The following is a 19,892-nucleotide window of genomic DNA, read 5'->3' as shown; positions in this document are numbered from 1 at the left end:
CGGGCGTCCTCAGCGGCCCCCGGCTTCGGCCACCACCTGCTTCAGGTGATGGGACGACACCGGCTTGTGCAGGATGGCGAAGCCGCTGCGTTGGGCCTCGACGATGCGTTCGGGGGCGGTGTCGCCGGTCAGGATGATGCTGGGAATCGACGCCCCGCAATGGGCGTGGATGGCGCGCAACGCCTCCGGCCCGGTCTTGCCGTTGCGCAGCCGGTAGTCGGCCAGAATGACGTCCGGCCGCCGCCCGGCCTCGTCGAGCAGGCGGATCGCCTCGTCCCCGGCGGTGGCGGCGATGACCTCATAGCCCCAGCCCTCCAGCATGGCGCGCAGCCCCATCAGGATGATCACCTCGTCGTCGATGATCAGGACGAGCCGGCACCCCCCGCCCTTCGTTCGGCCGACGGCGGGAACCGTCGTCACGGCGGGCCGCGGCGGCTCGGCGGTGGGCACGGTGACCAGGAAGGTCGATCCGCTGCCCGGCCGCGACCGCAGGGCCACGGAATGGCCGAGCAGAGCGCACAGCCGCCGCACGATGGCGAGGCCGAGGCCCAGCCCCTTCTCGCGGTCGCGCTCCGGGTTGCCGAGCTGGGTGAACTCTTCAAAGATATCCTCCTGGCGGTCCGGCGGGATGCCGGCGCCGCTGTCGCACACGGCGATGTGGAAGCGGCGGCGCGACCGCCGCACGCCCAGCAGAACCCCGCCGCGTCCGGTGTAGCGCAGCGCGTTGTCCAGCAGGTTGCGGATGACCCGCTCCAGCAGCATGGGGTCGCTGCGCGCATGGAGCGTGGTCGGAACAACGCGCAGGGTCAGGCCGCGCCGCGCCGCCTCCGGCGCGTATTCGGCGGCGAGGCGCTCGAAGAGGGGCTGGATCGCCACGGTGGTGGTCACCGGCTCGACCACCCCGGCGTCGAGCTTGGAGATGTCCAGCAACCCGTCGAGCAGGCGCTTCAGCGCCTCCAGCGCCTGCTGCATGGTCTTCAGTGTGTCGTGGCCCGCCCCGCCCCGTGTCTGCTCGCCCAGAGCCGAGGTGAGGAAGAACAGCGACTGCACCGGCTGGCGCAGGTCGTGGCTGGCGGCGGCGAGGAAGCGCGACTTCGCCCGGTTGGCCCGCTCCGCCTGGTCCTTGGCGCGGCGCAGCGCCGATTCGGTGCGCTTGCGCTCGGTGATATCGCGCAGGATGGCGGTGAAGAAGCGGTCGCCGCCGTCGCTCCAGGCCGACAGCGACAGCTCCAGCGGCACCGCCAGCCCGTCGCGCCGCCGCCCTTCGACCTCGCGGGCGACGCCGTCGGCCAGCCGGTCCGGGCTGAGGGGCTCAGCAATCAGGCCGCCGGGGATCAGGCGGCACACGTCCGTCCCGACCGCGTCGGCCGGGCGATGGCCGAAAATGCGCTCCGCACCGCGGTTGTAGGTGTGCACCGTGCCCTTGGCGTCCACCAGAAGGATCGCGTCGGCGGCGGTTTCCAGCAGGGAGCGGTGACGCTCCACGGCCCGCCGGATCGCCCGTTCGTCCTCCTTGCGGCGGGTCACGTCCTGGGCGTAGACAGCCAGCCGGTCGCCGGTGGCGAACAGGCGCAGGGCGTACCAGTCGCCACCGGCCCGTTTCTCGTCACCGACCAGCCGGATTTCGAATTCCACCGGCTCTCTCCGGTCCAGAGCGTCGCGGAAGCGCGCGGTGAAGGGCTCGGCCACGCCGGGCGGCAGCAAAGCCACGAAGACGTGCCCCACGAGGTCCCCGCCGTCGCCGAACAGGCGCGCCGCCTTCTCGTTGGCAAAGGTCACGCGGCCCTCATGGTCCAGCTCCACCACCGCGTCGGTGGAGGCGGCGAGGATCGCGGCCATGCGGTGTTCGGCGGCGTGGGCGGCGTCGCGGGCCTGCTCCCGCGCCTGAAGCTCCTGCGCCATCGCGTCGAAGGCAAGGCCCAGCGCACCGATCTCCGAACGGTCGCCCGGCCGGCCGATCCGCGCGCCCCGGTCCCCGGCGCTCCAGCGTTCCACCACCCGCTTCAACCGGGCCACCGGGCGCAGCACGAACAGGCGCGCGCCCATCCAGGCCGCGGCCAGGGAGAGCGCCGCCGCCAGCGCCAGCAGGAAGGCGCTCCGCTCGGCCGCGGCGGTGACCGGGCGCAGCGCCTCCGTCCGGTCCAGCCCGACCGCCAGGAACAGCTCGCGGACCTTCTGGTCCACCGGGGCATAGGCCAGGATCCGCGGCTCGCCATCCAGGCCGGGCATTTCGGCGACACCTTCGGACGGTGCGCTCAGCAGGGCCATCAGCGGTCCGGGCAGCGGCTTGCCCACCCGCTGGTCGTCGCTGTCGGGAAAGCGGCCCAGCACGGTGCCGTTGCGGTCGGCGAGCACCAGCATGGCGTTTGGCGGCAACGGTTTTTCCGCCAGATACTCGCGCAGCCATCCGGCGTCGAGCGCGATGGAGACCACCCCCGCCATGCGGCCCGTCCCGTCGGCGTAGGGGGCGGCGAAGGGCAGCACGGGGCGTCCGTCCAGCCGCCGCACCGCATAGTCGCCGACGACGAAGCCCTGCCCGTACAGCGCCATGCGGATGTGCGGCAGCGCCGCCACCATCAGGCCGTTCAGCTTGGCGTCGCTGGCGCAGCGGACCGAGCCGTCGAGATCGGTCAGGGCGATGCCCTTCACACGCGGCAGCCGGCCGCGCAGGCGGTTCAATGTCGTCGAGCATTGCTGCGGGTCGGCGGCCAGCCGCGGCGCCATTTCGGCCACCGTCACCAGCACGCCGCGCATGCCCTCCACGACCCGCTGCTGCTCGTCCTGGATCAGGGTCAGAAGGCGGCGGGCCTCGGCCTCGGCCTGCCGCTCCCCCGCCTCGATGGCGGTCAGGCTGTTGTGGGCCAGGATGCCGATGGCCGGCATGCTGGCGAGGAGAACAAGCAGGACGAGGCGTGTGAGAATGCTCATCGGCAGCCCGGGAACAGCACGGCGGAAGGGAACGGCACAATCCTGCACTTCCCAAGGGACGGACGGCACCCCGGGTCCGACGCACGCCGTCGTATCCGCGGCAGCGGTGTCCCGCTACCCCGCCGGCCACATCCTTACCTTGCGTTTACCAAAAGGAGGGGCTGCGCTCAACCGACTATTTCGCATACGAATTATAAAGGCGCCGGAGGAACGGGTGCCCGATGCCCCGGCGCCGCGGAATTTTTCCGCCCGTCCTCAGGCGGATTCGGCGATGGACTCGACGCTGCCGTCGAGCGACATCAACAGCAGTTCCACCTCCAGACCGGGATGCCGCGCCTTGATCGCGGCGCCCAGCGCGCGGAGTTGCTCGGCGTGGGCGGCGGTTTCCTTGTCCGGGTCCGCCGCGACGTCCGTTTTCAGGAAGACCCGGTAGGCGCCGCAGTCGCGGTGGTCCATGACCATCACGCGCTTGATCCGGTGCAGTTGCCTGGCGACCGCCACATGGTCCCAGAAGGCCTCGCCCCACGCCTTCTTCTGGTCGGTCAGGGCGCCCAGCGACGCGCCGGCCAGGATCACATGGTCGTAGCGGTTGGTCAGTCCGCGCCCGTCCATGTAGCGGCCGATGTCGTCGATCAGCCGGTAATCCATGCAGGAGAGCAGAAGCGCGTCCACCTCGCCGTCGGGCTGGGCGGCGCCGGCGGCGCCAAGGGTCAGGGGGGCCATCAGCGCAGCCCCGGCGCCCAGCGCGGCGATCTTCAGGAAGGTCCGGCGGGAGTCGTGCCGAAGGCCGCCGCAACAGGTCGAGCCGAAGTCAATTCCGGCGCTTTGTCGGTACTGCATGAGGTCTCCACGTCGTTGAGGTTTCGTGGGGCCGAACGCCCATGGAGACCGCAGTACAGCACCGCTTCCGAGACCGCATTATTCGTGAACGAATCTTTCACGGACCAGAAGAGCACAGCATGATGACAGGACTATCTGGACAAACTGGAACGAGAACCTTCGGCCCGTCCACCGGACGCCAAAAAGAAACGGGCCGCTTCCCAGGTGGGAAACGGCCCGTTCGGCATGGTGCTGCCGGTGTTGCGTTGCTGGTATCAGCCGCGGGTGCTGCCCGAAGCCCGGTCGCCGGTGGCGACCGTGTCGCTGGCCGGCTTCTGCGTGCCGGCGCTGGCGCTGTGGCTGGAGGAGCAATCCGCGCTGGCGACCCCCGCCGTCAGGAGGGCGGCGAGACCGAACAGAACGGCTACCGGCTTGGCTCCATGAGACATTGGATCACCTCCTTTCAAAACTGTTGAACACCGCAACAGCATGTGAGGACGATCCGGCGCGAGTCAACGCCCTATACCGCCCGTACAGGGTGCGGCCGAATCGGACGCCAGGGATCAGGTTCCGGTCTCCAGCGCCTCGCGCATGGTACGGAACAGCTCCGCCTTGTCCTCGAAGCCGATGCCCGGCAGATCCGGCAGGCGGACGCGCCCGTCCTCGACCGCGATGCTGTCGGCGAAGCCGCAGAAGGGCTTGAACACGTCCGGGTAGGACTCGTTGCCGCCCAGATGCAGGCCGGCGGCGATGTTCAGCGACATCTGGTGACCGCCGTGCGGCACGACGCGGCGGCTCGACCAGCCGTTCTCCGCCAGCATGTCCAGCGTGCGCATGTACTCGACGAGGCCGTAGCTGAGCGCGCAGTCGAATTGCAGCCAATCGCGGTCCGGGCGCATGCCGCCGTGGCGGATCAGGTTGCGGGCGTCCTGGTGGCTGAACAGGTTCTCGCCGGTCGCCATGGGACGGTCATAATGGTTCGCCAGCTCGGCCTGGAGCGCGTAGTCGAGCGGGTCGCCGGCCTCCTCGTACCAGAAGAGATTGTAGGGCTTCAGCGCCTCGGCGTAGGCGATGGCGGTCTTCAGGTCGAAGCGGCCGTTGGCGTCCACGCAGAGGTTCCGGCCGTCACCGACCACCTCCAGCACCGCCTCGATGCGGCGCAGGTCGTCCTCCAGCGAGGTGGCGCCGATCTTCATCTTCACGACCTTGTAGCCGCGGTCGCGGTAACTGCGCATTTCAGCCTGGAGCGCCTCCACCCCCTTGCCGGGGTAGTAGTAGCCGCCCGCGGCGTAGACCCAGACCGACTCGTCGGCCACGCCGCCGCGGTAGCGGTCGGCGAGCAGGCGGTAGAGCGGCTTGCCGGCGATCTTCGCCACGGCGTCCCACACCGCCATGTCGATGGTGCCGACCGCGACCGAGCGTTCGCCGTGGCCGCCCGGCTTCTCGTTGGTCATCAGCCGCGCCCAGATCCTGAACGGGTCCAGGTTGCCGTTCGCCTCGTCGATCAGGCTGTCGGGGTCGGCCGAGGTCAGGCGGGGGATGAAGCGTTCCCGCATCAGGCCGCCGGCGCCGTAGCGTCCGTTGGAGTTGAAGCCGTAGCCGATCACCGGCTTGCCGTCGCGCACCACGTCGGTGATGACCGCCACGGTGGAGCAGGTCATCTGGCTGAAGTCGATGTAGGCGTTGGCGATGTCGGACTTGATGCCGACGGTCTTTTCCCGGATCTCCACGATGCGCATGGCGCTGCTTCCCTTTGGCTTTTCCGATGCCCTGGGCCGCAGGATAGGGATGGACGGGACCATCGGGCCAATGCCAGTTTCAAATCGCGTGATGCGCGTCCGGCATGGGCTAACGGAATATTGGCTGGCGGAACAGCGATGGAACTGAACTGGCTTGAGGATTTCCTCGCCCTGGCGAAGTGCGGCAACTTCTCCCGCGCGGCGCAGCGGCGCAACCTGACCCAGCCGGCCTTCAGCCGCCGCATCCGCGCGCTGGAGGACTGGACCGGAACGCCGCTGTTCGACCGCAGCACCCAGCCGGTCGGGCTGACCGAGGCCGGGCGCCGCTTCCGTCCCTTCGCCGACGAGACGGTGCGCCGCCTCCTGCAAGGGCGGGAGGAGGCCCGGCTGGCCGGCGGCGCGGCGGCCACGGCGCTGCGCTTCGCGGCGACCCACGCGCTGTCGCTGACCTTCTTCCCGACTTGGCTGAGCCGGTTGGAGGGACAGGCACGGCTGGGCGCCATCCATCTGCTGTCCGACAGCATGCAGGCCTGCGAGCAGGTGATGACGCAGGGGCAGGCGCAGTTCCTGCTGTGCCACGCCCATGCGGCGGCCCCCTCCCGGCTGGAGGCCGGGGCCTTCCGCTCGGCCGCGGTGGGAAGCGACCGTCTGGTGCCGGTCTGCGCCCCGGACGAGTCCGGTCGTGCACCCCGGCACCCTCTGGTCGGCGGCGGGGCCGCCCTCCCCCACCTCGCCTACAGCCCGGAATCGGGCATGGGGCGCATCGTCACGGCGGCGCGCGGCGGCTTTCCGGCTCCGCTGGCGCTCGATACCGTCTTCACCTCGCACCTCGCTGCGGTGCTGCGCACGCTGGCCCGCGACGGGCGCGGCGTGGCATGGCTGCCGGACAGCCTGATCGGCGAGGATCTGGCGCAGGGACGGCTGGTGCGGGCCGGCGAGGCGGGTTGGGAAATCCCGGTGGAGGTGCGCCTCTACCGCCCCCGTGCGCGCCAGAGCCCGGCGGCGGAGTCCTTCTGGGCTTTGGCGGCGGAACAGACACCCCAAGACGGGAGGGAGCGGGAATGAGCGGAGCGGGTTACAGGCTCTACGGAGTGCCGGGCTGGGGATCCGTCCTGGCCGAAGCGATGCTGGTCCAGTGCGGCGCCCCCTTCGTCTTCGAGGACGTCGCGGGCTTCGACGCACCGGGCGAGGCGCGGCAGCGGCTGCTGGCACTGAACCCGCTGGGGCAGATCCCCACCCTGGTCCTGCCGGACGGAACGGTGATGACGGAAAGCGCGGCCATCGCGCTGCTGCTGGCCGAACGGCACCCGGACGCTGGACTGGCCCCACCGCCGGACGCACCGGAGCGCCCGGCATTCCTGCGGCTGCTGGTCTGGCTGGTGGCGAACGTCTACCCGACCTTCACCTACGGCGATTACCCGGAGCGCTGGGTGATGGAGGCTCCGGAAACGCTCGGCGCGGCGATGGTGGAGCAGCGCAAGACGCTGTGGCTCTGGCTGGAGTCGCAGTTGGGCGACGGTCCGTGGGTGCTGGGGGAGCGCTTCAGCGCGCTCGACCTCTACGTCGGGGCGATGGTGCACTGGCGGCCCCGCCGCGCCTGGTTCGCGGAACATTGCCCGAAGCTGTCGCGCGTGGCGGGGCGGGTGCAGGCCCTGCCGAACCTGGAGCCGGTCTGGAGCCGGAACTTCACGCCGGCGTCCTGAAGCTGGAAGCACCGAGTTCATACAGCACGGGGGCGGCCGCTGGGCCACCCCCGTTCAACAATCAGCGCTCGTGACTTAAGACTCGCAGATCAACGCTCGTTGATGGCGCGATACACGATGTAGGCCGGGGTCGCGCGCAGCCAGGCGGCGAAGAACTCGCGGACGGCCTGGAGGGCGGAGGACGGGGCGCGGTCGCTGCCGATGTGGGTGTAGGTCGAGCTGTTCATGATGGTCTCCAATCGTTGGGAGGCGTTATCGGGGGCGTTGTTCGTTGAGACCAATATGCTCTGGTATACCCAATACCACACGCGCGCTTATTGCAGGGCAGACCCCAAAAAACGCAACGCTTTCAATGCTTTACCTTGCAAGCATTCAGCGCCGCGAACTGCTTCCATAACGGATGTCGAATTCTTGCCGCATCGCGGGAAGCGGTGGTCTAGCCAAAGCCGCCCCACAACCCCACTTCTCGTGTCATGCCGCGCGACGACAGCCAGCCCCGCTTTCCCGCCGTCCCGTCCGACCATTGGGACGGGCGCCGCTTCTTCAACCCGCACGCCGACACGGACAAGGGACCGCGCGAGCTGTGGCGGCTCTACAAGGCGCGCGGTCCGCGCTGGACGCCGCCGGACCCGGAACCTCCCCGCCCTTTCCGCGCCGTCACCCCGGCGCGGGGCGAAGTGGCGGTGACCTTCATCGGGCAGGCGACCTTCCTGATCCAGATCGGCGGGGCGGCCTTCCTGACCGACCCCGTCTATTCCGACCATGCCGGCCCCTTCGGGCGGTTGGGGCCGAAGCGGGTGCGCCCACCCGCGGTGCGCATGGAGGATTTGCCGGCCATCGACGCGGTGTTGCTCAGCCACAACCACTACGACCACCTCGACGCCCCGACGCTCCGCCATCTGGCGCGGCGGCGCGGCGTGCCGCAGGTGATGACGGGGCTGGGCAACGGCCCGATGATGCGCCGCGCCGGCTTCGACGCGGTGCACGAGTTGGACTGGTGGGACAGCCTGCCCGGTCCGCACGGCACCCGGATCACCTTTGTCCCGGCGCAGCACTGGTCCGCCCGCAGCCCCTTCGACCGGCGCCGGACGCTGTGGGGCGGCTTCGTGGTCGAGACGCCGGAGGCCGCCGTCTATTTCGCGGGCGACAGCGGCTATTGCCCGCATTTCAAGGAGATCGGGCGGCGGTTCGGCGCCATCGACGTCGCCCTGCTGCCGATCGGCGCCTACGAGCCGCGCTGGTTCATGGCCGCCCAGCACATGAACCCGGCCGACGCCGTGCGGGCCCACCGCGACCTGGGAGCGCGGCGCAGCGTCGCCATGCATTTCGGCACCTTCCAGCTGACCGCGGAGGGCATCGACGCCCCCATCCGGGCGCTGCACCACGCCCTGGCCGAGCAGGCTGTCGATCCCAGTCGGTTCGCCATCCCCGGCTTCGGCGAACCCCTGCGCTTCCGCCGCCCTTCGGCCTAATGGCGAAGGGGAGGATTCGCCCAGCGGCCTATGGCGCAAGCGTCATGGACGGGACCGCGCGGATCGGGGTAACGCCTTGAGGGACAGCACCCACCATACAGGCGGAGCCGGGCGTAAATGCAGTTGGAAATCAGTGCCTTCGTCAGTTCCCTCGGCAGCGAATCGGACCACGGCCCCGACGCGCTGGAGCGGGTGCGGGACAGCATGCGGTCCCTGGCCGACACGCTCGCCGCGCTGAACCTGGGCATCGTTCTGGAAGTGCGCGACGTGCAGCGTCTTCAGACCGTCGCCCGCATCGTCCAGGCCGACGCGCCGAACCGCTAACCGCCCGCTTATCGCCGCAGCGGGCAGGCCCGGCGGGCCAGCCGGGCGTTCAGGTCGCCGGTGTCCACCACCGGCTCGCCCTGGCTGCGCATGACGAAGCCGAAGGTGTCCATCACGCGGTCCAGCACGATTTCCTGGTCGTCCGGACGGCGGCTGACCATCACCACGGCGTAGGCGGCGGAGCGGGCCACCGCCGGCTCCCCGCGCAGCCCGCGCACGCCCCACCCGGCCAGCGCGCCCTTGCAGCGGAACAGCTCCACCGACAGGCTGGCGCCGCCGGTCGCCCCGGCCACCACATAGCCGGCGGCCACCGCCAGCGGGGCCAGCAGCCCGTCCCAGTCCAGACAGTCCTCCCGCGACACCCACATGCCGCCGACCGAGCAGGGGGCGGCGCCGATGGCCTCGCCCAGCCCGGCGCGGAAGGCGCGCAGCACCTCGACCGCCTCCGCCGCGGGCATCGGTTCCACCCGGTTGCCGTCCGGCATCAGCATCAGGCGTCCGGCCCACTCGGTCGAGGGGGGAAGCTGTTCGGTGAGGCGGGCGAGGAGAGCTTCGCGCGCCTGGGCGAAGGGAACGACCTTGGACATGGGGAACGGGGACCAGCGGCAGGTGACGGGAACCGGGGCCGGAAGGAAGCGAAAGCCACGCCCGCTGTCAACCGGCGCGCGAGCGCCTTCGCCACATTTCCGCCCCATTGTCACGGCCCTGCATCGCCACCGCGGGGGTGGCGCGGAAAATCCCACCGACAGGTCGTTTTCCCCTTGCCAGCCCCCGGAAAGGGGCTTATAAGCCGGCCTCCGTTCCGGATTAGCTCAGTCGGTAGAGCAGCGGACTGTTAATCCGCGTGTCGCTGGTTCGAGTCCAGCATCCGGAGCCATATTGCGGGTGTAGCTCAGTTGGTTAGAGCGCCGGCCTGTCACGCCGGAGGCCGCGGGTTCAAGTCCCGTCACTCGCGCCACCTTCCCTCATGGGTGGCTTTCTCCTCTCCCCTCATCGCATCACGGTGACCGTGGCAGCCTCCGTCCGGCTGATCACCACCTCGTCGCCGGGCTTCACCGTTTCCAGCCCCTGCACGTCCGGCGGCACCGGAACCGTGCGCGTGCGCCCCTGCGGCCCGCGCAGCGTGACCATCCGCCGGTTGAGGTCGATGGCCTCGACGACCTCCGTCACCTGGGTGGTGGTGATCGCCGACGCGCGCGGCATCTCGCCGACCGCGGCGCGGTCCGTGCTGCTCCGCTGAATGGCGCCCGGCCCGCCGCCCGGCGGCTGGGTGACGATGTTGGTCAGGCGGGAATACTCGATCTGCACGGTGTCGCCCACTTTGATGCGATCGAAGTTCCGCACCCCGCTTCCGGCGGTCACCGCCTCTTCCCGCCCGTCCTGGAATTGCAGGATCACCGTCCGCGCCGCCTTGTCGACGCCGCGGACCTTGGCGGTGGAGCGGACATTCTCGACCATGGACAGCCGCGGCGTCGGCTCGACGCTCGCCGGGGCCAGGACGGCGGACGGCGGCGCGGTTTCAGACGCCGGCGCGCATCCCGCCAGGACCGCGCCGGTCAGGAACACCGCCAGGACGGCACGGGTTTGCTGCTTCATGGGATCGCCTCCACCTCTTCTGGGACCGGCTCCCGGGCGTATGTCCGGTTCGCTTGGGTCCGGTTCGGGCGCAGGAACGGCACCGTCGCACGGATGTTCCGCATCCCCACCCTGGCCGACCCTGGTGGCCGGTGCAACTTACCGTAAGTTCGCCCTTCGACCCGTCCGATGGGTGGAAACCGTCACCCGGAGGGGTCAGAATTTGAACACCGCTTCCAACCCGACGAAGTGGATCGTCTTCGCGGGGCCGGTGTCCTGAAGGAAGGAACCGGGCCGGAACAGGGAGTAGGACAGCAGCCCCTCGACCGTGCGCCCGGCGGCGTAGGACAGAACGAGTTCCCCCTGCGTGCCGATGTAATGCGAGCGTGATTCGGCGCCGGAGCGGAGCAGGTTCCCGGACAGGTCGTAGACGCCGTCCTCCAGGCTCATCCGCCAATAGGCGATGGCCGAGGCGGACAGGCTGAATTCGTCCGACAGTACCAGATCCACGGAGGGATGCAGGTTCATCAGGTTCAGCGGCCCGACCGGAGTCAGCTCCCCGAAATACTTGGCGCGGGGGAACAAGGGGTTGAAGGTGCCCAGGCGCCCGTCGTCGGGATCGCGGTCGCCGCTGGCGATGTTGGCCTTCAGCCCGAGCCGCGGGCGCAGCGGGACGCCATCCCAGCGGTGGCCGGTGTCGCTGGCGACCGACCATGCGGCGATGGTGTCGCCGTCGATCCGGCCCGTCTGGAGCATGGCCTCCCAGTTCCAGTCCCAGCCATCGGCCTTTCCGAACAGGCGGGTGCCCAGCGTGTGCCGCTCCTCCCGCCCCTGCCTGCCCTCGAAGGACGCCGCCCGGTTGCCGTAGCCAATGTAGTAGGCGTCCAGCCCCGTGCCCCAGCCCGCCGCCGCGCCGTGCGTGGCGTACAGCCCCCAGGTGGAGCGCCCGCCGTCGCGCCGGTCGTCGAACAGGTCGGGCGACGCGCGGACCGGGCGGCCGAGGAAGCCGTCCACCCGCCAGGGACCGGATTGCACGATGCCCGTCACCGCGTCGAAGGCGCGCGGCACGTTGGCGCCGTAGCGCAGGCTGATCAGCCGCTCCGACCCGTAGGCGAGCATCTGGCGCCCCGCCCGCAGCGTGCCCTGCACGCTCCCCAGCGGGACGGACAGATCGGCGAAACCCTGCAGCAGGTCGGTGCGGTCGATGTCCGGCGCCCCCTCCGGCCCGAGCTTGCCCGCCGAGCCGGCCATGATCAGTTGCCCGAAGACGCGCAGGGCCGGACCCGCGCGCAGGTCGGCGTAGGGCAGCAGGCGCCACAGGCCATAGGCGTCGTTCCTCGGCTCATCCTGCCCCCAGCCGCTGTTGCGCACGGCCTCGCCGCGCAGCCGCGCCTCCAGCCCGGTGGACAGGGAGAGCGTGCCACCGGGGGTGAGCGGGATCGCCTTGAAGCGCTCCCAGAAGGCGCCGCTCCCCGCCGCGGGGTCGAGGAGGTAGCGGTAATCCTCGTCGTAGCGGCTGTTGGTCAGCGGCGGGGGCGTCTCCGCAAGGGTCTCGGCGGGGGCCGGGGCGGACTGGAGCAGCAGAGCCGCGACCAGCGCCCCGCGCCACCGCCTCACGACGCCGGCCCCGCGCCGTGCTCCAGCGCCAGGAAATGCGACACCCGCGGCGGCCCGTCGCCGCGGTGGAAGGCCAGCGCCTCCTTCTGCACGTCCGCGTCGGCGTGCGATACCCGGCGGTGCTGGCGCTGGTGCTCCGCCCAGGATTCCACGAAGAACCATTCCAGCACCCGTTCCGGATCGCCGGAATCCTGGCTGACGCCCCAGGCGTAGGCGCCGTCCCGCCGCCGCGCCTCCGACAGGCGGCGCAGCGCGGCGTGAAAGGCGTGCTGGTCGGCGGCGGCCACCCGGTACTCGATGGTGATCAGCACCGGGCCGCGGTCGTTGCGCACCGGCTCGGCGGTCAGCGGCTCCGGCCAATGGTTGGACGGGGTGAGGTCGGCCTCGCCCTCCGGCAGCGGCACCGCGCGGGACAGCACCGCCACGGCCAGCAGCCCGGCGGCGCTGACCCACAGGGTGGCCGGCACGCCGATCGCATCGGCCAGAGCGCCCCAGCCGAGGCTGCCCGCCGTCAGGGCACCGTTGAACACGGTCAGGTAGAGCGCCAGCCCACGCCCGCGCACCCAGTTGGGCAGGATGGCCTGGGTGGTGGCGCTCAGCGTCGTCAGCACGGCGATCCAGGCCGCACCGGCGCCCAGCAGGACCGGCAGGGCCAGCCAGCGCGGCGGGGCCAGGGCCAGGATGCCCATGACCACGGCGGTGACCAGCGCGGCGGCCAGCATCGGGCCGCCCGCGCCAGGCCGCGCGCGCGGGCGCGGCGGGGCGGCCGCCCCGCCGATGGCCCCCGCCCCCACGGCACCCAGCAGCAGGCCGTAGAAGCCCGGCCCGCCGCCCAGCATCGGCCCGGCGACGATGGGCAGCAGGGCCCACAGGGCGCTGGCGCAGGCGAAGAACAGGCCGGCGCGGATGAAGACGCGGTGCAGCTCCTTGCTGGCGCGGGCGTAGCGCAGCCCGGCGCGCAAAGCGCCGCCGAACTGCTCCGACAGATCGTCGCGGGTGTCGGGGGTGCGCCGCCACCACAGCAGGGCGGCGATGACGATGATGTAGGAGGAGACGTCCACCGCGTAGGTGGCGGCCGCTCCGGCGGCGGCCAGGATGGCGCCGCCCGCCGCCGGGCCGATGGCGCGGGCGATGTTGATGCCCAGGCTGTTCAGCGCGACGGCGCCTTTCAGCTCGCCGCGCGGCACCAGCTCCGGCACGATGGACTGCCAGACCGGCGCCATCAGCGCCGCCCCGACCCCGCCGAGGAAGGTCAGCCCGGCGATGGAGGCGACGCTGGCGACGCCCAGCCACGCCTGGATCATCAGCGCGGCGCTGACGCAGGCGAGCAGGCACTGGATGACGATCAGCATCCGCCGCCGGTCCATGATGTCCGACAGCACCCCCGCCGGGATCGCCAGCAGGAAGATCGGCAGCGAGCCCGCCGCCTGGATCAGCGCGACGGTGGACGGCGACCCCGACAGGTCGAGCACCAGCCACGCGCTCGCCACGTCGCGCATGAAGGTGCCGACGTTGCCCAGCACGGCCGCCACCCACAGCACGGCAAACAGGCGGTTGCTCAGCGGCGCGAAGGCTCCAGCCGGCTTGTGTGCGGCGGGCTTATGTCCGGGCGGCTGTGCGCCAGGGGTTGGGACGGCCTCGGCGGTCATGCGCGCCCTCCCCGGCGGTGGGCGTTGCGGTGGGTCAGCACCGCCGCCGCCGCGAAGCCGCCGACGATGGCCAGATGCTCCAGGAAGGTGGCGGTCTGCCGCGCGCGGTCCGGCCCCTCATAGGTCCAGAAGGCGTGGGCGAGCAGGGTGGCGACCACCGTGAAGCCGGCGAGGATCCCGGCGCCGAGCCAGCACCAGCGCCGTGTCAAAAACAGCGCCGCCCCGCCGAGCTGGGTGACGATCACCGCCACCGCGACGAGGACCGGCAGGCCGAGCCCCAGCCCCGCCGCCTCGGCCACCGCGCCGTTGAAGTCCGTCAGCTTGACCAGTCCGCTGACCACGAAGGGCGCCGCCAGCGCCAAGCGGGCGAGCCAGGCGGTCCCCGGCCAGTCGAGCAGGGCGGCGACCGGCGCAGCGGCGGCGTCCTTGCGCGTGGAGAGGGTGTCGGCCATCGTTGCGCTCCCCCTCACACCGCCCAGCAGCCGCAACCGAACACGCCCCAGAAGCTGCGCGAGTCGGACGAGGGCACGTCGGCGCCCAGCGCCGCCGCGTGGTCGTGGCCGTGCACCGCACAGCCGGAGTGGCAACCGCACTCCGCCGCCTGCCGCTGCGCCGTCCTGGGATCGCGATAATAGCCGCCGACCGTGGCGACCGGCGACCAGTCGGGCATCGGCTTGGGCAGCGGCGGGGCGAGGGTGTCGTAATCGCCCTCGCCATGCACCACGGCGCCGCCCAGCAGGGTCAGGACCGAGCGGATGTGGGGGATGCGGTCCTCCGGCACGGCCATGTAGTCGTCGCTGAGCAGCGCCGCGTCGGCGAGCTGCCCGCCCTCGATCCGGCCCTTCTTGCCCTGCTCGTTGGAGAACCAGGTGTTGGCCTCCGTCCACAGGCGCAGCGCCGTCTCGCGGTCCAGCCGGTTCGCCATCGGGTAGAGCGACAAGCCGCCCACCGTCTTGCCGGTGACCAGCCAGGACAGCGAGACCCAGGGGTTGTAGCTGGCGACGCGGGTGGCGTCCGTCCCCGCGCCCACCGGCACCCCGGCGGCCATCATCTTGGCGATGGGCGGCGTGGCCTCGGCGGCCTTGGCGCCGTAGCGCTCCACGAAATACTCGCCCTGATAGGCCATGCGGTGCTGCACGGCGATGCCGCCGCCGAGCGCCGCGATGCGGTCGATGTTGCGCTCGCTGATCGTCTCGGCGTGGTCGAAGAACCAGTTCAGCCCCTGCAGCGGGATGTCCCGGTTGACCTTCTCGAAGACGTCGAGCGCCCGCCCGATGGTCTCGTCGTAGGTGGCGTGCAGCCGCCACGGCCAGCGCCGCTCGGCCAGCAGGCGGACCACCGGCTCCAGGTCCGTCTCCATGTTGGGCGGCATCTCGGGCCGGGCGACGCGGAAGTCCTCGAAGTCGGCGGCGGAATAGACCAGCATCTCCCCCGCCCCGTTCAGGCGGTAGCGGTCGTCGCCGTCGCCCGGCTTCACCGTGTCCGACCAGGTGGCGAAGTCCTTCAGCTCCTCCTTCGGTTTCTGGGTGAACAGATTGTAGGCGATGCGCAGGGTCATCTCGCCGTCGGCGTGCAGCTTCTCGATGATCGCGTAGTCGTCGGGGTAGTTCTGGAAGCCGCCGCCGGCGTCGATCACGCTGGTCACGCCCAGCCCGTTCAGCTCGCGCATGAAGTGGCGGGTGGAGTTGACCTGATACTCCTCCGGCAGCTTCGGCCCCTTGGCGAGGGTGGAATACAGGATCATCGCGTTGGGCAGGGCGAGCAGCAGGCCGGTCGGATTGCCCGCGGCGTCGCGCTGGATCTCGCCGCCCGGCGGGTTGGGCGTGTCCTTGCCGTAGCCCACCGCCCGCAGCGCCGCGCCGTTCAGCAGCGCGCGGTCGTAGAGGTGCAGGATGAAGACCGGCGTGTCAGGGGCGGCGGCATTCAGTTCCTCCAGCGTCGGCAGGCGCTTCTCGGCGAACTGGTGCTCGGTGAAGCCGCCGACGACACGCACCCATTGCGGGGCCGGCGTGCGGGCCACCTGGGCGCGCAGCATCGCCATGGCGTCAGCCAGAGTCGGCACGCCGTCCCAGCGCAGCTCCATATTGTAGTTCAGGCCGCCGCGGATGACGTGGATGTGGCTGTCGATCAGGCCGGGGATCAGGCGGCGTCCCTTGGCATCGATCACCGCGGCGTCGGGGGCGGCGGCGGCGCGCACCTCGGCCTCCCGCCCCACGGCGAGGAAGCGTCCGTCGCGGATCGCCACGGCGTCGGCCTGCGGGTTGGCGCGGTCGAGCGTCGTGATCTTTGCGTTGACGATCAGAAGGTCGGAAGACGGCATGGCGGCATTCCCAAGGCGGGTGAGCAGGGGCGAGGCGAGCAGGGTGGCGGCGGCGCTGCCGGCGATGGCGCCGCGGCGACCGATACCGGGGCGACCGTTTCCGGTGTGGCCGGTCATGCCCGGCCCCGCGGGGGTGCGTCCGCGGCCGGGGCCGGCGGATTAGCTGCATCGGGAGCGGCATTGCCCGCCTGCGGCCCCAGGATGTGGCGCGCGCAATCGTTCTGGATGAAGGCGAGAACCGGCTGCCCGGCGATCAGCCGCTTGACCACCGGCACCGCCTGCTCGCCGACCAGCATGCCGAGCAGGCCGATCAAGGCGATGGTGGGCGGTGCTGGGGAGCGGACACCGAGCAACGCGTAGAGGACGCCGACCAGGATGCCGGCGCCGAGGGAGAGCAGATAGGGCATCATGGCGTGCCTGTTCTTCGTCCGGATGGGCGGGAAGAGGCGGACCGGCCCCGGGGAGGGTCCGGTCCGGTCCGCCGCGGCGCAGGGCATCGGGCGCCGCAAAGCAAGTGCCTCAAACCAAGCGTTGCCGGTCAGGCGGCGGCGCTGTGGCCGCCTTCCGACGCGCCGAACATGGTCTTGGCGTAGATGATGCCCAGGCCATAGGCGCCGCCGTACTTCTTGGCGATGCCGGTGGTCATCTCGTAGGTCTCGGTGCGCGCCCAGTCGCGCTGCAACTCCAGCATGTACTGGAGCGAGGTCATCGGGCGGACGCCGGCCTGGACCATGCGGTCCATGGCGCGCTGGTGCGCCTCGACCGAGACGTCGCCGCAGGCGTCGGCGATGACGTAGACCTCGAAGCCCTGGTCCAGCGCCGACAGCGTCGGGCCGACGATGCAGACCGAGGTCCACAGGCCGCAGAAGACCAACCGGGTCTTGCCCAGGCCGTTCACCCGCTTGATGACGTTCGCGTCCTCCCAGGTGTTCATGGAGGTGCGGTCGGTGACCTCCGCCCCCGGGAAGGCTTCGGTGATCTCGGAGAAGATCGGGCCGGAGAAGCTCTTTTCCGCGACCGTGGTCAGGATGGTCGAGACGCCGAAGCCGGCGGCGGCGTGGGCGACCAGCGCGGTGTTGGTGCGCAGCGTCGTGGCGTCGATCGAATGGGTCGCGAAGGCCATCTGCGACTGATGATCGATCATGATCAGCGCGTGGTCCTTCGGCGAGACGAGCAGTTTGCCGGGAGTCGCGGTGGCGGTGATGGTCATGTCTCTATCCCCGTTGTTTTTGGCGCCGGTGCCAATGGCGTTGCCTCTGACGATGTCTGTGGCCCGGCGGTGTGTCGAAGCATCGGTCAGGGACGGAGGACGGCGACATTGAACTTGCGTTTGCGGGTCCTATACCTTGGTATATCAGGCCAAGGCGCCGCTCGCCGCCGGTGCCGGTCAGGGTAAAGGGACAGGACAAAGGGACAGGGTTGAGGGAAGACGTGACCCGACGGCCAGGCGAGCGACGGTGATGCGCACGAGGGATGTCCCCGGAGACCAGCGGTTTCTTCTGGCAACCCTGCCCCCGGGGGCGGGTCAGACGCGGCTGGCCATCGGCACGGTGGCGGGGCTTCTGGTCGCGCTGGCGATCGCGACCCCCTTCGCCCGCCTGACGCTGGACGGCACGGCGGTCCTGCTGCCCGCCTACGCCACCGCGGTCCTGCTGACCGAGCTGATGACCGCCGTCCTGCTGTTCGCGCTCTACGCCACGCAGCGAACGCCGGCCCTATTGGCGCTGGCCGCCGGTTATCTGGTCACGGCACTGCTGATTGTTCCCTGGGCGCTGACCTTCCCCGGAGTCTTCGCGCCGACCGGGCTGCTCGGCGCCGGCCTGCAGAGCACGGCCATCGTGGCCGCCGGGCGCCGCGTCGGCCTGCCGCTGTTCATCCTGGCATACGCGCTGCTGAAGGCCATGGAGGCCGGCCCACGCGAGGCGCACCGCCCGGCCCTGCCCGCCATCGCGGGCGGCGTGGCGCTGGCGGCGGCGCTGGCCGGAGGCCTGACGGCCTTCGCGCTGGCCAACGACGCCGTTCTTCCCCGGCTGATGGTCGACACCATGCGGGAAACGCCGCTGTGGCGGGTCGTGCCGGTGACCGCGCTGGCGCTCTGCGCCGCCGCACTGGCCGTCCTGTGGCGGCAGCGGCGCTCCGTTCTGGACCTCTGGCTGATGGTCGTCCTGGCCGCCTGGGCCATCGAGACCTGCCTGCTCAGCTTCATCAGCGGCGGGCGCTTCAGCGCCGGCTGGTGGTCGGGGCGGCTGTTCGGGCTGGCCGCTTCCAGCGTCGTCCTGCTGATCCTGCTGGCGGAGATGACGACGCTCTATGGGCGGCTGGTCCGCTCGGTGGCGGCGGAACGGCGGGTGCGCGACGCGCGTCTGGCCAGCCTGGAGGCGCTCTCCGCCTCCATCGCGCACGAGGTCAACCAGCCGCTGGCGAGCATGGTCACCAACGCGGGCGCCGGACTGCGCTGGCTCGACCGCCCGTCGCCCAATCTGGTGGAGGTGCGGGCGGCGCTGAGGCGGATCTCCGACGACGGCCACCGCGCCGCGCGGGTGATCGCCTGCATCCGCGATTCCTTCCGCAAGGCGCCGCCCCAGCGCAGCCGGCTGGACATCAACGGCGTGATCCGGAGCGCGCTGGACCGCACGGAGGGCGAGCGCCGCCTGAACCGGATCGCCGTGCGCACCGACCTTCAGCAGAGCCTGCCGCCGGTCAACGGCAGCCCGGTGCAGCTCGAGCAGGTGCTGCTGAACCTGATCGCCAACGCCGACGACGCGATGGGCGCGGTCGCCGACCGTCCGCGCGTGCTGAGCATCCGTTCGCGCCGCCGCGGCCTCGCGGACGTCCTGGTGTCGGTGGAGGACACCGGCACCGGGTTGCAGGCGACCCAGGAGGAGCGGCTGTTCGAACCCTTCTTCACCACCAAGGAGCATGGAATCGGTATGGGGCTGACCATCTGCCAGTCGATCGTGGAGGCCCATGGCGGCCGGCTGTGGGTGGCCGCCAACCAGCCCCACGGCGCCGTCTTCCGCTTCACCCTGCCCGCCGACGACGAGCCGGAGCGGCCAGCGGCGGGCGCCGCCCTGGAGCGGACGCGATGACCGACCGCACCGTTTCCGACCGGTCCCCCGCAACCATGGAAACGCCCTTCGTCGCCATCATCGACGATGATCCGTCGATCCGGGAATCGCTGGTCAGCCTGCTGCGCTCGGTCGGGCTGACCGCCCTGCCCTTCGCCTCGGCGCAGGACTTCCTGCAGCATCGCTGGCCCGACGCGCCGGGCTGCCTGGTGCTGGACGTGCGGCTGCCCGGCCAGAGCGGCCTGGAGTTCCAGCGCGAGCTGACCGGGGCGGGCATCCATCTGCCGGTCGTCTTCATCACCGGCCATGGCGACATTCCCATGTCGGTGACGGCGATGAAGGCCGGCGCCGTCGAGTTCCTGGCCAAGCCCTTCCGCGACCAGGATCTGATCGACGCCGTCCACACCGGCATCGAGCGCGACCGCGACCGCCGCCGCGCCGTCGACGCCCTGTCCGATCTTCAGGAACGATTCCGCAGCCTGACCCCGCGCGAGCGGGAGGTGATGCAGCTCGTCGCCGCCGGGCAGCTCAACAAGCAGATCGCCGCCGAGCTGCAGCTCAGCGAGATCACCGTGAAGGTCCACCGTGCCAGCGTGATGCGCAAGATGCAGGCGCGGTCCTTGCCCGATCTGGTGCGCATCGCCGACAAGGTGACCCCCAACGGCGAGTCCTGACCGG

Annotated in this window: 19 protein-coding genes and 2 tRNA genes; 8 read left to right on the top strand and 13 right to left on the bottom strand. The window is 70.9% G+C overall.

Annotation, left to right across the window (positions count from 1 at the left end; all coding sequences use genetic code 11):
- Positions 1–9: 9 nt before the first annotated feature.
- From ACWPXE_RS08460 to ACWPXE_RS08445, 4 genes are all read right to left on the bottom strand, one after another.
- Entirely contained in the window at positions 10–2,928 is a 2,919-nt protein-coding gene (locus ACWPXE_RS08460) for a PAS domain S-box protein (protein WP_454017450.1), read from the bottom strand.
- A gap of 255 nt (positions 2,929–3,183) precedes the next feature.
- Positions 3,184–3,768: a carbonic anhydrase gene (locus ACWPXE_RS08455; protein ID WP_454017449.1), complete on the bottom strand. Its 585-nt coding sequence runs from the start codon at positions 3,766–3,768 to the stop codon at positions 3,184–3,186.
- 254 nt (positions 3,769–4,022) lie between these two features.
- Positions 4,023–4,196, bottom strand: a complete 174-nt coding sequence (locus ACWPXE_RS08450; protein ID WP_155903579.1) for a hypothetical protein — start codon at positions 4,194–4,196, stop codon at positions 4,023–4,025.
- A gap of 114 nt (positions 4,197–4,310) precedes the next feature.
- A complete protein-coding gene (locus ACWPXE_RS08445; protein WP_454017448.1) occupies positions 4,311–5,486 on the bottom strand; it encodes a mandelate racemase/muconate lactonizing enzyme family protein in 1,176 nt (391 codons plus the stop codon).
- A 138-nt stretch (positions 5,487–5,624) separates the two neighbouring features.
- Here ACWPXE_RS08445 and ACWPXE_RS08440 point away from each other — a divergent pair, with 138 nt between their 5' ends.
- Positions 5,625–6,551 (top strand): LysR family transcriptional regulator, encoded by a 927-nt coding sequence (locus ACWPXE_RS08440; RefSeq protein WP_454017447.1) that lies wholly within the window; start codon positions 5,625–5,627, stop codon positions 6,549–6,551.
- Positions 6,548–7,189, top strand: coding sequence for a glutathione S-transferase family protein (locus ACWPXE_RS08435; protein WP_454017446.1), 642 nt, complete (start codon positions 6,548–6,550; stop codon positions 7,187–7,189). The genes ACWPXE_RS08440 and ACWPXE_RS08435 overlap by 4 nt, the downstream gene beginning before the upstream one ends.
- Before the next feature lie 89 nt (positions 7,190–7,278).
- Here ACWPXE_RS08435 and ACWPXE_RS08430 read toward each other — a convergent pair whose 3' ends face one another.
- Positions 7,279–7,416 (bottom strand): hypothetical protein, encoded by a 138-nt coding sequence (locus tag ACWPXE_RS08430; RefSeq protein WP_454017445.1) that lies wholly within the window; start codon positions 7,414–7,416, stop codon positions 7,279–7,281.
- A 246-nt stretch (positions 7,417–7,662) separates the two neighbouring features.
- On the opposite strand from ACWPXE_RS08430, the gene ACWPXE_RS08425 reads away from it, so the two are divergent.
- Both ACWPXE_RS08425 and ACWPXE_RS08420 read left to right on the top strand, forming a co-directional pair.
- On the top strand, positions 7,663–8,661 hold the full coding sequence (locus ACWPXE_RS08425) for an MBL fold metallo-hydrolase (protein ID WP_454017444.1): 999 nt from the start codon (positions 7,663–7,665) through the stop codon (positions 8,659–8,661).
- 117 nt (positions 8,662–8,778) lie between these two features.
- Positions 8,779–8,985 carry a hypothetical protein gene (locus ACWPXE_RS08420; RefSeq protein ID WP_137105531.1) on the top strand — a complete coding sequence of 69 codons (207 nt, stop codon included), beginning with the start codon at positions 8,779–8,781 and terminating at the stop codon, positions 8,983–8,985.
- An 8-nt stretch (positions 8,986–8,993) separates the two neighbouring features.
- Here the strand turns inward: ACWPXE_RS08420 and ACWPXE_RS08415 are convergent, their stop codons facing one another.
- Entirely contained in the window at positions 8,994–9,572 is a 579-nt protein-coding gene (locus ACWPXE_RS08415; RefSeq protein WP_454017443.1) for a hypothetical protein, read from the bottom strand.
- A gap of 214 nt (positions 9,573–9,786) precedes the next feature.
- On the opposite strand from ACWPXE_RS08415, the gene ACWPXE_RS08410 reads away from it, so the two are divergent.
- Positions 9,787–9,862 (top strand) — tRNA-Asn (locus ACWPXE_RS08410).
- Positions 9,863–9,866: 4 nt separating this feature from the next.
- A tRNA-Asp gene (locus ACWPXE_RS08405) sits at positions 9,867–9,943 on the top strand.
- A 32-nt stretch (positions 9,944–9,975) separates the two neighbouring features.
- Here the strand turns inward: ACWPXE_RS08405 and ACWPXE_RS08400 are convergent.
- From ACWPXE_RS08400 to ACWPXE_RS08370, 7 genes are all read right to left on the bottom strand, one after another.
- Complete coding sequence (locus tag ACWPXE_RS08400) at positions 9,976–10,581, bottom strand: hypothetical protein (protein ID WP_454017442.1); 606 nt, start codon at positions 10,579–10,581, stop codon at positions 9,976–9,978.
- Between the two features lie 195 nt (positions 10,582–10,776).
- A complete protein-coding gene (locus tag ACWPXE_RS08395) occupies positions 10,777–12,177 on the bottom strand; it encodes an alginate export family protein (RefSeq protein ID WP_454017441.1) in 1,401 nt (466 codons plus the stop codon).
- Entirely contained in the window at positions 12,174–13,826 is a 1,653-nt protein-coding gene (locus ACWPXE_RS08390) for an MFS transporter (RefSeq protein ID WP_454017440.1), read from the bottom strand. The genes ACWPXE_RS08395 and ACWPXE_RS08390 overlap by 4 nt, the downstream gene beginning before the upstream one ends.
- Positions 13,823–14,278, bottom strand: a complete 456-nt coding sequence (locus ACWPXE_RS08385) for a DoxX family protein (RefSeq protein ID WP_454017439.1) — start codon at positions 14,276–14,278, stop codon at positions 13,823–13,825. Before ACWPXE_RS08385 ends, ACWPXE_RS08390 begins: the two co-directional genes overlap by 4 nt.
- A 14-nt stretch (positions 14,279–14,292) precedes the next feature.
- Entirely contained in the window at positions 14,293–16,263 is a 1,971-nt protein-coding gene (locus ACWPXE_RS08380) for an amidohydrolase (RefSeq protein WP_454017438.1), read from the bottom strand.
- On the bottom strand, positions 16,260–16,556 hold the full coding sequence (locus ACWPXE_RS08375) for a XapX domain-containing protein (protein ID WP_454017437.1): 297 nt from the start codon (positions 16,554–16,556) through the stop codon (positions 16,260–16,262). The genes ACWPXE_RS08380 and ACWPXE_RS08375 overlap by 4 nt, the downstream gene beginning before the upstream one ends.
- Before the next feature lie 128 nt (positions 16,557–16,684).
- On the bottom strand, positions 16,685–17,356 hold the full coding sequence (locus ACWPXE_RS08370) for a hydrolase (protein ID WP_014197758.1): 672 nt from the start codon (positions 17,354–17,356) through the stop codon (positions 16,685–16,687).
- A gap of 250 nt (positions 17,357–17,606) precedes the next feature.
- Here ACWPXE_RS08370 and ACWPXE_RS08365 point away from each other — a divergent pair, with 250 nt between their 5' ends.
- Complete coding sequence (locus ACWPXE_RS08365) at positions 17,607–19,235, top strand: MASE4 domain-containing protein (RefSeq protein WP_454017436.1); 1,629 nt, start codon at positions 17,607–17,609, stop codon at positions 19,233–19,235.
- Positions 19,232–19,888 carry a response regulator transcription factor gene (locus ACWPXE_RS08360; protein WP_014197760.1) on the top strand — a complete coding sequence of 219 codons (657 nt, stop codon included), beginning with the start codon at positions 19,232–19,234 and terminating at the stop codon, positions 19,886–19,888. The genes ACWPXE_RS08365 and ACWPXE_RS08360 overlap by 4 nt, the downstream gene beginning before the upstream one ends.
- Positions 19,889–19,892: the final 4 nt, after the last annotated feature.

It is taken from the genome of Azospirillum sp. Marseille-Q6669 (assembly GCF_965111635.1).
The sequence above is the reverse complement of the archived record's forward strand: the minus strand, read 5'-3'. Positions and strand labels throughout refer to the sequence as shown.